Below are 12,329 nucleotides of genomic sequence, written 5' to 3'. Positions count from 1 at the left end.
GCCAATCTCTGCGTCCGGCTCAAATTTTAATCCTCAAAATACGTCGAGTATTCCTGCGGTTAAAATTTTCGCCGTCCTTGACCTTGACGAAAAATCCTGATTTTCGTTCGGGCACCAAGTATTTCCTGAATTCGGGTGGTTTAAGTCATTTTATTTGTGATTGACATCAAAGGGTTGCTGAATTATACATCAAGTGATGGAATCAAACGCTGGATTGAAGCTGTTTCTTTATTATATTGAATTTTTATCCGTCCGGCAAGCTTTCTTTTGGAGGAAAAACCATGCCAGATGCCAAAACCGGTGCTTTAAACGGCATTACTGTTATTGATCTGTCCCGTCTGCTGCCCGGGCCTTATGCATCCATGATTCTTGCCGATCATGGTGCACGGGTCATTGCGGTTGAAGACAAACGCTTTGCAGGGGAATTTTTTCCGGACAATGCGGTCAATCGGGGCAAGGAGCATATTTGCCTGAATTTAAAGTCAGAGGCGGGGAAAAAGATTTTTTTTGAACTGGTCCAAGATGCCGACGTGGTGCTTGAAGGCTTCCGCCCCGGCGTGACAGCCCGTTTGGGCGTGGATTATGAATCGGTCAGGGCAGTCAACCCGTCCATTGTTTACTGCTCCATTACCGGTTACGGCCAGACCGGTGATTATGCGGGCATTGTGGGCCATGATGCCAATTACCTCAGCGTGGCCGGCGTGCTGGGCTTAATCGGAGAGGCAGACGGCCGGCCGGTGATTCCGGGCATTCAGATCGCGGACATGGCCGGCGGGGGGATGAATGCGGTGATCGGGATCATGATGGCCCTGTTTTCCCGGGAGAAAACCGGCAGTGGCCAGTACATTGACATTTCCATGACAGATGGGTGCCTGAGCCTGCTCTCGCTTGCCCTGAATATCCAGCAGACCGCAGGCCAGGCCGTGGAGCGCGGCAACTGGTTTCTGTCCCACAGGTATGCCTGCTACAATACCTATGAAACCGCAGACGGCCGGTATCTTTCCATTGGTGCGGTGGAAAACCGGTTCTGGAAAAATTTGTGCGATTTTTTCCAGGTTCCGGAATATACCCCGCTGCAGTATGATGATGCACGCCGGAAGGAAATTATTGATTTTTTCAAACAACAATTTCGCTCCCAAACCCTTTCGCACTGGCAGAAGGCCTTTGAAAGTGCGGAGATTTGCTGGGCACCGGTAAAAAATCTTTCCGAAGCCCTTTCAGATCCGGTGTTTTCCCAGAGGGATATGGTGCTGGAACTCACTGGTGCAAAGGGCAGGCGGCTGACGGCCCTGGGTGCGGTGGCCAAGTTGTCTCAAACCCCGGCCCGTGTTTCCCAGTTTCCGCCTGAATTCGGCGAAAACACCAGGCAGGTGCTTGCAGAGCTTGGTTACAAGGACGCTGAAATCGATGACATGGCCGGCCGGGGTGTGATCTGAGGTCGGCGGGCGGTTATTTTTGGTATTTGAAAAAAATTCAATTGTTCAATGATACAGGCAAAGGATAGAATGGCAACATCTCTTGAAAAGGCAAAACAGAATCCCGAGTCCATGAAGGCCCGCATTCTTGAGGCAGCCCGGAAAATTTTCGGTGAATACGGGTTTCACGGCACAACCACGCGCATGATCGCAAAGGCCGTGGATATTGACATCTCCACCCTCTATTACCACTGGGGGGAAAAGGGGGATTTATACGAAGCCGTGATCCGGGATATCAATGACGGGCTGGGAAACAAGCTCATTGAGGTGGAAAAGATCATCAAGGGAAAGCCTTTGGCGCAGCGCCTGGATATCGCCATTGAGCAGATGGTGGATTATTTGTTTGAAAATCCGGAGATCTCCAACCTGACCCTTCACCGGTATTTCATGAAAACACGCCATGGAAGCATTCTGGATTTCCGGGTGCCGGAGTATCTCTCAGATATTGCCTATTCCATGGGGCTTGCCGCAGACCGCAAGGATGTGCCGGTGGAAGCCCGCATGAAAGTGCTTTATATTATGAATGCCATCCACAATTTCGTGTCCGGGGAAAATTTTTTCCGTCCCATGCTGGGTATGGAGCGGCGGCAATACATCCAGCATGCCAAAGATACCCTTCAGTTTTTCAACCTGGCCGCCTTTACATAAAACCCGGTTTTATCGGGGGGGCTTTAAGTTGAGCTGCTTTAGTCGGTTTAAGATTTTTTCCTGCACCCGCAGCAGATCCTGCTTGAGAATTTCGAGTTCCTCCATGCGGCTTTCAATTTCCTTGAGCTTTCTCCTTCCATAGGAATAGGCTTTTTTTAACTGCTGTTCCTCGTCTGTGTCAAAATTGCCCATGCCGATCATTTCAGCGATTTCATCCAGAGAGTAGCCCAGGCGCTTTCCGCGCAGGATCAGTTTTAACCGGGCCCGGTCCCGCCGGTCGTAGATGCGGTGGTTGCCCTTGGTGCGCTCCGGGGTGATCAGGCCCTTTTCCTCGTAGAAACGAATGGCCCGCGTACTGATATCCAGTTCTTCTGCCAGTTCGGAAATAGAGTATGTAATTTCTTTCTGGGTTTTCATCCGGGTCATGATGCTTGCTCCGATAGAATGGCGGTAACCGCTTTGCCGCACAGGGCCTCTGAAGCGGATCCGTTGATTTGACAGGCCACGCGGGTGCCCTGCAGGCCGCATGCATTTTCCACGTACAAGGGGATGTAGTTGTCGGTGATGCCCCTGGACAATCCCGGTTTCCCTGTGTTTTCGGTTTCAATGACCACATCCAGCGTTTTCCCGGTCATTTTTTCATAAAATTGCTGTTTCTTTTCCTCCCCCAGCTGACGCAGCATCCGGCAGCGTTGCTTGATCACGGCTGCGGAAACCGGATTGTCAAATCCGGCCGCCCGGGTTCCGGGCCGGGCAGAGAACGGGAATACGTGCAGATATGTCACCGGCAGGGATTCAATGAGTTCAAACGTGCGGGTAAAGGCGGAATCGCCTTCCCCGGGAAACCCCACGATAACGTCAACTCCGATTGCTGCATCCGGAAAAAGGCCGTGGATGCTTTCAATGCGCTCTGCAAAGATTTGCGGGGTATAGGGCCTTTTCATTTTTTGCAGAATCGATGAGTCTCCGCTTTGCAAGGGTATGTGAAAATGAGGGCAGATCTTTTTTGATTCATAAATCGTTTGAAGCAGGGTGTCGGTGATTTCCGCGGGCTCAACAGAAGACAGGCGGATGCGATGGCCGCCGTTAACGGAATCCAGAAGAACAAGCAGGCCGGCGAGATCCATTTGCGGGGTGAGGTCTTGGCCGTATTTGCCGATGTGCACGCCGGTCAGGACAATTTCAGGTGAATTGGCATCAGCCAGGGCACGGAATTCGGAAATCACTGCATCTGCCGGCAGGCTTCTGCTTCGGCCCCTTGTATAGGGAACAATGCAATAGGTGCAAAAGGAATTGCAGCCATCCTGGATTTTTAAAAAAGGCCGGGTCCGAAACGCCCCTGCGGCCGGGGCGGGCATGGGCGCAAAACACCGCAGCCCGGAAATATCGCTGTGCCGGATTATCGGCCCGCTGACACGGGTAAGCGACGATTTTGGGGAGTCCAACGGCTTTAGAGCGCTTTCAATTTCAATGATCCGGTGTTTTTCGCCCTGGCCGATGACATAATCCACGCCTTTGATATCGCCAATCGCTTTGGGGTCATTCTGGGCATAGCAGCCCGTGACAACAATCACGGCGTTGGGATGGCCGCGGACGGCTTTGCGGATGGCCTGCCTGGACTGCATGGCGGCTTTTTGCGTGACCGCGCATGTGTTGATGATACAAAGGTCCGCATCTTCCTGGGGACCGGCAAGATTCCAGGTTTTTTGGCCTACAAATCCGGCTGCCAGCGATTCGGTCTCGGCCTGGTTGACTTTGCAGCCGAGGGTGATGATTTTAAGAAAGCTGCTCATGTTTTCATGCGCCTTCAATCCAGCCGGCAGCCACAACCCTTTCGTGCCGGTAGCATACAGCGGCCTGTCCGGGGGTGATGGCTTTCTGGGGGGTTTTAAACCCGATGACCGCCCGGTTGTTTTCCAACGGGTGAATTTCGGCTTCCGCTCCGGCATGGCGATACCGGATCCGGGCCCTGACTGCTATCGGGCCATGGGGCTTGCTGACCATCCAGTTAACCTGTTGGATAAAGCATGTTTCCTTATACAATGAATTTTTATATCCCACAACCAGTCGATTGGCTGCCGGATCGATATCAACGACATAATAGGCGGATTGAGCCGGGCAGTCAATGCCCCGGCGCTGTCCGATGGTGTAGCGATGCAGTCCCTTGTGGGTGCCGATGCGCTTATCCTGGGTATCCACGATCGGTCCGGGCGGAAAAATCCGTCCTTTTTTGGATTCAAGAAAATCTGCATAGTGACGGTTCCGGACAAAGCAGATATCCTGGCTCTCCCGGCCGGAAAGGGGCTGCAAATCGTTTATACGGGCAATCTCATGGACCTGATCCTTATGCATTTCTCCCAGGGGAAACAGGGCGCAGGCCAGTTGATGCGGCCGCAGCATGGACAGGAAATAGGACTGGTCTTTTTGCCGGTCCCGGCCCTGTAAGAGCTCGTATTGGTCCCTGGTGTGCCGGATGCGGGCATAGTGACCCGTGGCCAGATGTGTTGCGCCCATCCGGGCTGCCGCTTTTAAGGCAATGCCGAATTTGATGTCCCGGTTGCATTGCACACAGGGGTTGGGGGTGCGGCCGGAGGCATAGGAGCGGAGAAAATAATCCACAATGCGGTTTTCAAATTCCCGGCGGCAGTCGATGATTTTCAGCGGGATATCCAGGCTGCCCATAAGGGCTTGCAGACGGGGGACGTAAGGCTCCCGCCACCGGTTTTCGGAGGCGGGAGAATCGTCGGTGTGCGGATGCTGTTTTTCTTCATATCCGGTCTGGAAATGAATGCCGAAAACCGAGCCGTGCTCTTTTTTCAGCAGATGGGCGGCCACCAGGGAATCGATGCCGCCGCTTACGGCAACGGCAATTGTCATTACGCGCCAACTGGGCTGTCGCTAACCAGCAGTGTGGCTGGATCCAGGTACAATTCGGCCGTGTCCTGCCGGTCTTGTTCGGCTGCATGTGGCAGGCGTTTGAGATAGACCCGGTCCTTTTCCGGGTAAAGCTGGAGCATCAGGTCAAACAAGCCGGCAAAAGGCGCAAAGGAAGTCGCCATTCCGGAAGAATCCACGGGCTCGTCGCGGTGGGTGCGAACGGTGAACCAGAAGGTCATATCGCTTGTGGCCGCCAGATCCTTGAGGCCGTTTAACTGGGGACGGCTTGTTTCATCAAAGGCAAACCCGTCGATCATAACCAACCGGGGCTGGAAGATTCCGTTTGCCATGAGTTCCGAAAAGCGCTTCTGCACCTTGTCCAGGTTAAAGGTCTCGGTTTCAAACGTCATGATAAAGCGGTTGTAGAGAAGTTGATCCCAGATTTTTTCGCCCTGGGAGGGGTTGTCTGATTGGGTCAGCCGGTGAAAGACTTCCTGGTACCAGAGGTTGACCTTGTCCACCGGGTCTTCGGTGCTGATGTGCAGGACATTTTTCCCTCCGGCCATGGCATGGAGGGCCAGCTGGACGAGCAGGGCGGTTTTGCCCACTCCGGCCCGGGCAAGAATGGCGGCAAAACCGCCATTTTCAATGCTTTCGGCAGCACTGCCGCCGATCATCTTCAAAGGGTCACGTCGCATGAGCGTATGATTCTGCATTGGTATGGATTCCTTATGGCAGTTTAATATCAATTCAATAGCCGCTTACACGGCAAATGGTTCCAAATCTGAACGAATGCGCCCAATGGTTTAAGACTTTCCGCCTTTTGATGCCTGCTCATTTTTTTTGGCGATTTCTTCAAGCACGGATTTGGGCACTTCCTTGTAGGCTTCAAATTCCATGGTAAACTGGGCTTTGCCCTGGGTGAGGGATCTGAGCACAGTGGAATAGCCAAACATTTCCGCCAGGGGCACATGGGCCTCGATCACTGTGGAAATCCCCTCGTCATGGGCGCCGATAATGATACCGCGGCGCTGGTTCAGGGAGCCCATAACATTTCCCTGAAATTCGTCAGGCGTTTCCACAACCACTTTCATCACCGGTTCGAGCAAAACCGGCCTGGCCTTGTAATAGGCCTGCTGGAAAGCCCCCCGGGCGGCTGCCTGAAAGGCCATTTCCGAGGAGTCCACGGCATGGAAGCCGCCGTCTGTGAGCACCATTTTGACGCCTGTCACCGGATATTTCATCCAGGGGCCTTTTTTCATGCATTCGGCAAAACCCTTTTCACAGGCCGGGATAAAGTGGGTGGGAATGGCCCCGCCGGTGACTTTGCTTTCAAATTCAAATTCGCCTTCCACGGGTTCCATATACCCCATGACCCGTCCGAACTGGCCTGCACCGCCGGTTTGTTTTTTGTGGGTGTAGTCGAAATTGGCCTGCTGGGTGACGGTTTCTCTGTAGGCCACCTGGGGCTCGCCGGCAATGATGGAGGCGTTGTATTCCCGTTTCATGCGCTCAAGGTAGATTTCCAGGTGGAGTTCGCCCATACCGGAAATCAGGGTTTCGCCGGTTTCGGAATTAAAATGGGTCTGAAAGGTTGGATCTTCCTTGGTAAACCGGTTGAGGGCCTTGGACATGTTGGTTTCAGACTTGTAATCCGCAGGTTTGACCGCCAGGGTGATCACCGGCTCCGGGATATACATAGAGGACATGGAAAGGTTTACGCCCGGTTCGGTAAAGGTGTCGCCGGATGCGCAGTCAATGCCGAAAAGCGCGGCGATAAATCCCGCAGGGATGGTTTCCACGTCTTCCATTTTATCTGCATGCATGCGAACAATCCGGCCCACCTTGATTTTTTTGCCGGTGCGCACGTTATAAATGGTATCGCCCTTGTCAAGGGCCCCCTGGTAAGTTCGGATGTAGGTAAGCTGGCCGTAAGGGGTATCTTCAAGCTTGAAAGCAAGGGCCACCAGCGACGCCTTGTTGTCTGCGGTGAGGCGTACCGGTTCTTCTCCCTTGGTGATATCCAGGGCATGGGTTTCCACGTCATCGGGCGAGGGCAGGTAATCACAAACGGCATTGAGCAGGGGGTGGACTCCCTTGTTTTTATAGGCCGAACCCATGAGCACAGGAGTCAGCTCGCGCCTGAGCGCCCCTTTTCGAATGGCCTGCCTGAGCATGGTTTCGGAAACCTCTGTCTCATCGAGAATGGCCTCGGTGAGCTCATCGGAAAACATAGAAGCCGCATCCAGCAGTTCCTCGCGTTTTTCCATGGCCGTGTCAACAAGCTCTTCGGGAATTTCGTCTGTTTTTACGTGCTGGCCGTGGTCGCCCTCGAAATAAAGGGCCTTCATGGAAATCAGGTCCACCACGCCGTGATGATGCGTTTCAAGGCCGATAGGCAGCTCCAGAGCCACGGCATTGTGGCCGAGCTTTTCCTTTAATTGCTCAATGACCCTAAACGGGTTGGCGCCGCTTCGGTCGCACTTATTGATAAATGCGATAGTCGGGATGTTATAGCGCTTCATCTGCAGGTCCACGGTTATGGACTGGGACTGGACCCCGCCAACGGCGCAGAGCACCAGGATGGCCCCGTCGAGCACCCGAAGGGAGCGCTCGACTTCCATGGTAAAATCCACGTGCCCGGGGGTGTCAATGATGTTGATCTCATGGCCTTCCCAGGTGCAGTACGTGGCTGCCGAGGCAATGGTAATCCCCCGTTCTTTTTCCAGGGCCATGGAATCCATGGTGGCGCCCACTCCGTCCTTGCCCCGCACTTCGTGGATTTTGTGAATCCGCTTGGTCAGATAAAGGATTCGTTCTGTCAGCGTGGTCTTGCCGGAGTCGATATGCGCGCTGATGCCGATGTTTCTTACGTGTTTAATGTCTTGGCTCATGTTTTGCGTTCACCTTCATAAAAAGAGATCATCTGTCTGTGGCTAAAAACCTTCTCTGTTATTCGAATTTGACCGTATTTGTCAATCTGTTTTTTGATTTGTTTATTTTTTTTCAAATCCGGCCGCAGATTCCACGAGATTGTCCAGGATCAGGCCGTAAAAACGGCTGCTGCCCTCGGCGGCTGTAAAAAGCCAGCCCATGTGCGTCAGGCAGTTTGAGCAGATGGCAATCCGCCAATTGTATCCCGCAAACCAGGTAAATTCATCCGTGGGTGCTCCGGCTGCGGCACAACCCGGGGCTTGCTGAAAACACCCGATTTCAAACACAATGCCGTGAGGATTGGCAAATGTATGGTGATGGGCGCCGCGGACAACAATCCGCTCTCCGGGCCGGGTGATAAAGGACAGGCACTGCCGGCAAAGCAGGGCCGGCGGTTGGTTCGGGGTCGTTTCCGGAGCGCTTTTCTGCTTTAGATGTCCGCCGGGTTTTCTGTCAAGCCCGGATTTGCATGCGATCCCGGGTTTTTGTCCCGGCGGTCGAAGATTCATTGTGACCGATTCCATATATATCATATAAAAAATATAAGTTCATTTAAAAAGGTTGTAAATACAAAAATATATTTGCAAACACTTGACACGGCCACCACGGCTGGGGCAGAGTCTGAAAGATAACATCCACTTCCGGGCAGCCCGGAGCTGCCCGGTCTTTGATTATTTGACAAAAAGAGCCGAAATCATGTGCGGCATTGCAGGTATCGTATCCGCGCGCCATTCCATGGTCCACCTGAGTCGTCAGGTGCAGAAGATGGGATGTACGCAAAAACACAGGGGCCCTGACGGCCGGGATTTTCATGCCGCCGGGGTTGGCGGCTTAAATATCGCTCTGGGTTTTGTGCGCCTGGCCATTCTGGATCTGGAAACCGGAATGCAGCCTATCTGCTGCCCAACAGATGATACCGCCATTGTCTGCAACGGCCAGATCTACAATTATATTGAACTGCGCCCGGAGGTGGCGGATCAGTCCTTTGTTTCCAGCGGAGACGTGGAAGTGGCCCTGCATTTGTACCGGCGCCACGGCATTGAATTTCTTCACCGGCTCAACGGCATGTATGCCGGGGCCATCCTTGATCCGAAAAAGGCAAAGCTGTTTTTGTTCCGGGACCGCTTCGGCATCAAGCCCCTGTATTACACCCAGGCAAACGGTGCATTCGCCTTTGCCTCGGAGATCAAACCGCTTCTGGCGGGCCTGGAAATCGCCCCGCAGCTCAACACGGACCGGCTGGCCAGTTATTTTGTCTATCGCTATGTGCCCGGTGAGCAGACAATGTTTGACGGGATTTACCGGCTCCCGCCCGGTGCTTACCTGGAATATGACTTAAATGCCAGAAAATTTGCCATCCACCAATACTGGAATTACATTACCGGGCCACAGGATACGGACCTGGACCTGCAAAGCGCCGCAGACGGCTTTTTCGATATTTTTCAAGATGCCGTGCGAATCCGGCTTCGTTCCGATGTTGAACTGGGCAGCTTTATCAGCGGCGGCATTGATTCGTCTGCCGTGGCGGCTGCCGCCGTGGGCACGCATCCGGACATGCGCCTGTATACGGCATCTTTTGATGAGCCGGCCTATGACGAGTTGCCCGATGTCAGGCGGTTTTTGCAGACCCGCAGCCGCTGGTTCTCCCAAACCCGGCTGCAGCCGGCAGTTTGCGGCAAGGACAGTCTCGAAGGGCTTGCCGATATTATCGCGGCTGTTGAAGAACCCATTTCCCTGGGCACCATTTTGCCCACGGACTGCGTTTGCCGGGCTGCGGCCGCGGATGTAAAGGCCGTGCTCACAGGCGAGGGGGCGGACGAAATTTTTGCCGGATACAAAAAATTCATGATTGAAACAGCGGCAGAGCAATACAGCCGCATGACCGCAGCCGGCCAGGCGCGGGTAAACCGGCACTATCCCGAGCTGGAAAACTACCTGGCAACAAGGAGCCATGATCCGGCCCGGCGCTATATCCAGGCAGAGGCCCTGTTTGATTCGGCCGAACTCAAACGGCTTCTGGGCAGCACCCCGGATCAGCCGGTGTTTCCCGCCGAGGCGGCGCCGGCTCTCACCGGCCGGGAACACCCGGTGAACACGGCCATATCCTTTGAGAGCCGGTGCCGGCTTCCGGATTACGTGATTCTGCGCCTTGACAAACTGTCCATGCGCCACGGCCTGGAGACCCGCACGCCCTTTCTGGATTATCGCCTGGCCGAGTTTGCCGCCAGGCTGCCGGTATCCATGAAGGTGAACCTGGGTTTGAACCGGGAAAAACTGATCTGCGCTTATTCATTTGTCCGGCACGGGCTTCTGGATGCCAGAACCGCGTTTCGCAAAAAGCAGCCCTTTACCTTTCCCATGGCGGACTGGCTGTCCGAACCCCGTAGCCTGCCCGAGCCCATCCGGGAAGTGGTGCTCGGCAATCTGGTGCAGCAGCACAATGTGCTGGATCCCGGGTTTGTCCGGCGGTTGTCTGAAAATGTCACGGCATCCGGTGTGGGCCCGCAAACCCTGGTTTCCCAGGCGGACCGGCTTTTTTCAGTCATCGTGTTCACCCTCTGGTACGAGCATTTCATGCGGGATTATCCAAATTTCCGGACCCGGGAGGACAATTGAACGGGCATTTTGATATCGCCGGGCTGGCAGCCGATTTTACCCGCCGGTACATGGCGGTTTTAAAGGGCCAGCTGCCCAAGACCGAAAGGACATACGGGTTTGAATTTGAATTTCTGCCCGACCGGGTCCTGCAAATTGAGGATGTGGCGGATGTGGAAGCGCTCTTGAGCCGCTGGGGCAAATGCGCCAATGGCGCGGTTTTTTTTGAAAACGGCCTGTGCATTGCCTTTGAGCCCGGCGGGCAGCTGGAGTACTGCAGCCCGCCGCTTGTTGCCGGCGACGAAAAGCGGATAGACAGCTTCATTTCTTTTATGGAGCGGATCAACGCAGAGATTCGCACGCATCTCGGCATTTCCTACCTGCCCCGGGGGTACGTGCCGGGCCGCAGGGATGCGCCTTTGTGTTTGACCTCCGAGCGTTATGTGAGCCTGCACCGGCGCCTGGCCGCAAGCGGCACCCGGGGCCATGAGATGATGAAGGCCACGGCTTCCATTCATTTGCACGTGGCCATATGCAGCATTGAGGAGCTTCTGCCCCTGTTTTTCCGGCTGTGCCGCCTGGCCCGGGATCCGCTGTTTCAGATGTCAGCGCAGCGGCGCGAGATCTGGGACAACACCGATCCCACCCGGTGCGGCATGCCGCCCTGCTGCGCAGAGCCGCTGACAGAACCCGAAGAACTCATTGACCGGCTGATCCGTTTTGGACTGCATGCCGTGGCGCTTGGAGAGGAGGTGCCGTTTTTCAAAACTGCCGATACTTCCTTTGAAGCGTTTTTATATCATATGACCACGATTTTTACGGATGTGCGGTTTAATTTAAAGGGCACCACCCTGGAACTGCGCACTTTGGACAGCATGCCCATGGATGCCTTCAGGCAGTGCTGGCTGCAATTTATTTCCAGAACCGCGCAGGTTTCACAATCGTGTTAAATATCAACAAACAAGGAGATAAAACAAATGCCCGTCATAGAAATCTACAGCACAAAGGCCTGTCCGTTCTGCCGGATGGCCAAATCCCTGTTGGATCAAAAAGGCGCCGAATACACGGAGATTTTTGTGGACGTCGATCCGTCGCGCATGACCGAGGCAGTGGAGCGAAGCGGCGGCCGGCGTACGGTTCCGCAGATTTTTATTGATGATCAGCACGTGGGTGGCTATGATGAATTAAACGCCCTGGACCGCAAAGGCGGTCTGGATCCCCTGCTTGGCGGCTAAGTTTGCCGGATTCCGGAACACTTTCCGGACGGCTTTCATGCATGGGCATTGCCCGGGCGGATTCACAAACATTGAACTTGTGAGCTATAGGATATTTCTATGAATTTCGAGGCCCGCCGTTATCGTAAAAACACGCGTACCACTGTTTGGCCCGATATCAGGGCCACCTTGAAAATTATCGATCCTTACAGTGACAAAAGAAAGGTGCTGACCATCCAGGGACGGGTCAATGATCTGGGGGGTGCGGGCATGTTTCTGCTCACTGATAAAACCGTGCCGGTGCCGGCAAAGGCGGATATCACCATTGATTTTGATTCCGGCAACAGCCCCGGACTTGTGCTGACCGCCCTGGGCGAGACCGTGAGAAGAACTTCAGGGGGGGTGGGCGTTCGGTTTACCGTCATTGACATGTCAAAGCTGCAGCGGTGTATCCTTGCGCGGATGAACCGATAAGTTTGATGGCGCCGTAAAAAGTCCAATATCTGCGTTACGCGCAATTTCTCAGAATTTCACGTACGGATAACTACGCTGCATTCTTCGAAATTGCGCAAGCCTTGATCTTGAA

At 54.1% G+C, this 12,329-nt stretch carries 12 protein-coding genes; 6 read left to right on the top strand and 6 right to left on the bottom strand.

The annotated features are described in order from the left end of the window. Nucleotides 1–281: 281 nt before the first annotated feature. A complete protein-coding gene (locus ACTCIA_RS15215; RefSeq protein ID WP_463002657.1) occupies nucleotides 282–1,436 on the top strand; it encodes a CaiB/BaiF CoA transferase family protein in 1,155 nt (384 codons plus the stop codon). A gap of 69 nt (nucleotides 1,437–1,505) precedes the next feature. Next, a complete protein-coding gene (locus ACTCIA_RS15210) occupies nucleotides 1,506–2,123 on the top strand; it encodes a TetR/AcrR family transcriptional regulator (protein WP_463002656.1) in 618 nt (205 codons plus the stop codon). A 9-nt stretch (nucleotides 2,124–2,132) separates the two neighbouring features. On the opposite strand, the gene ACTCIA_RS15205 is transcribed toward ACTCIA_RS15210, so the two are convergent. The 6 genes from ACTCIA_RS15205 to ACTCIA_RS15180 form a co-directional block, all read right to left on the bottom strand. Next, the gene (locus tag ACTCIA_RS15205; RefSeq protein WP_220128345.1) at nucleotides 2,133–2,549 is read right to left on the bottom strand and encodes a MerR family transcriptional regulator; all 417 of its coding nucleotides are present in this window, start codon (nucleotides 2,547–2,549) and stop codon (nucleotides 2,133–2,135) included. Next, nucleotides 2,546–3,916, bottom strand: coding sequence for a tRNA (N(6)-L-threonylcarbamoyladenosine(37)-C(2))-methylthiotransferase MtaB (gene mtaB, locus ACTCIA_RS15200; protein ID WP_463002655.1), 1,371 nt, complete (start codon nucleotides 3,914–3,916; stop codon nucleotides 2,546–2,548). The genes ACTCIA_RS15205 and mtaB overlap by 4 nt, the downstream gene beginning before the upstream one ends. A 4-nt stretch (nucleotides 3,917–3,920) precedes the next feature. Then, entirely contained in the window at nucleotides 3,921–5,000 is a 1,080-nt protein-coding gene (gene mnmA, locus ACTCIA_RS15195; RefSeq protein ID WP_463002654.1) for a tRNA 2-thiouridine(34) synthase MnmA, read from the bottom strand. Then, nucleotides 5,000–5,716 carry an AAA family ATPase gene (locus ACTCIA_RS15190; RefSeq protein ID WP_463002653.1) on the bottom strand — a complete coding sequence of 239 codons (717 nt, stop codon included), beginning with the start codon at nucleotides 5,714–5,716 and terminating at the stop codon, nucleotides 5,000–5,002. Before ACTCIA_RS15190 ends, mnmA begins: the two co-directional genes overlap by 1 nt. Nucleotides 5,717–5,806: 90 nt before the next feature. Further along, on the bottom strand, nucleotides 5,807–7,894 hold the full coding sequence (gene fusA, locus ACTCIA_RS15185; protein ID WP_463002652.1) for an elongation factor G: 2,088 nt from the start codon (nucleotides 7,892–7,894) through the stop codon (nucleotides 5,807–5,809). A 102-nt stretch (nucleotides 7,895–7,996) separates the two neighbouring features. Beyond that, nucleotides 7,997–8,443 (bottom strand): cereblon family protein, encoded by a 447-nt coding sequence (locus ACTCIA_RS15180; protein WP_463002651.1) that lies wholly within the window; start codon nucleotides 8,441–8,443, stop codon nucleotides 7,997–7,999. Between the two features lie 187 nt (nucleotides 8,444–8,630). Between ACTCIA_RS15180 and asnB the strand changes: the two genes are divergently transcribed. From asnB to ACTCIA_RS15160, 4 genes are all read left to right on the top strand, one after another. Continuing rightward, entirely contained in the window at nucleotides 8,631–10,550 is a 1,920-nt protein-coding gene (gene asnB, locus ACTCIA_RS15175; protein WP_463002650.1) for an asparagine synthase (glutamine-hydrolyzing), read from the top strand. Further along, complete coding sequence (locus ACTCIA_RS15170) at nucleotides 10,547–11,479, top strand: glutamate-cysteine ligase family protein (RefSeq protein ID WP_463002649.1); 933 nt, start codon at nucleotides 10,547–10,549, stop codon at nucleotides 11,477–11,479. The genes asnB and ACTCIA_RS15170 overlap by 4 nt, the downstream gene beginning before the upstream one ends. A gap of 27 nt (nucleotides 11,480–11,506) precedes the next feature. Continuing rightward, nucleotides 11,507–11,764 carry a glutaredoxin 3 gene (gene grxC / locus ACTCIA_RS15165; protein WP_463002648.1) on the top strand — a complete coding sequence of 86 codons (258 nt, stop codon included), beginning with the start codon at nucleotides 11,507–11,509 and terminating at the stop codon, nucleotides 11,762–11,764. A gap of 99 nt (nucleotides 11,765–11,863) precedes the next feature. After that, nucleotides 11,864–12,217, top strand: a complete 354-nt coding sequence (locus ACTCIA_RS15160; protein WP_463002647.1) for a PilZ domain-containing protein — start codon at nucleotides 11,864–11,866, stop codon at nucleotides 12,215–12,217. Nucleotides 12,218–12,329 lie beyond the last annotated feature (112 nt).

It is taken from the genome of Desulfosalsimonas sp. (genome assembly GCF_055149105.1).
Note: the sequence above shows the minus strand (reverse complement) of the source record. Positions and strands in the feature narration are given on the sequence as shown.

Bases quoted from the DNA above. Each gene is read 5' to 3' on its own strand.
- mnmA (WP_463002654.1), bottom strand. From the start codon at position 5,000: ATGACAATTGCCGTTGCCGTAAGCGGCGGCATCGATTCCCTGGTGGCC.
- ACTCIA_RS15215 (WP_463002657.1), top strand. From the start codon at position 282: ATGCCAGATGCCAAAACCGGTGCTTTAAACGGCATTACTGTTATTGAT.
- ACTCIA_RS15210 (WP_463002656.1), top strand. From the start codon at position 1,506: ATGGCAACATCTCTTGAAAAGGCAAAACAGAATCCCGAGTCCATGAAG.
- ACTCIA_RS15190 (WP_463002653.1), bottom strand. From the start codon at position 5,716: ATGCAGAATCATACGCTCATGCGACGTGACCCTTTGAAGATGATCGGC.
- ACTCIA_RS15180 (WP_463002651.1), bottom strand. From the start codon at position 8,443: ATGAATCTTCGACCGCCGGGACAAAAACCCGGGATCGCATGCAAATCC.
- fusA (WP_463002652.1), bottom strand. From the start codon at position 7,894: ATGAGCCAAGACATTAAACACGTAAGAAACATCGGCATCAGCGCGCAT.
- grxC (WP_463002648.1), top strand. From the start codon at position 11,507: ATGCCCGTCATAGAAATCTACAGCACAAAGGCCTGTCCGTTCTGCCGG.
- mtaB (WP_463002655.1), bottom strand. From the start codon at position 3,916: ATGAGCAGCTTTCTTAAAATCATCACCCTCGGCTGCAAAGTCAACCAG.
- ACTCIA_RS15205 (WP_220128345.1), bottom strand. From the start codon at position 2,549: ATGACCCGGATGAAAACCCAGAAAGAAATTACATACTCTATTTCCGAA.
- ACTCIA_RS15160 (WP_463002647.1), top strand. From the start codon at position 11,864: ATGAATTTCGAGGCCCGCCGTTATCGTAAAAACACGCGTACCACTGTT.
- asnB (WP_463002650.1), top strand. From the start codon at position 8,631: ATGTGCGGCATTGCAGGTATCGTATCCGCGCGCCATTCCATGGTCCAC.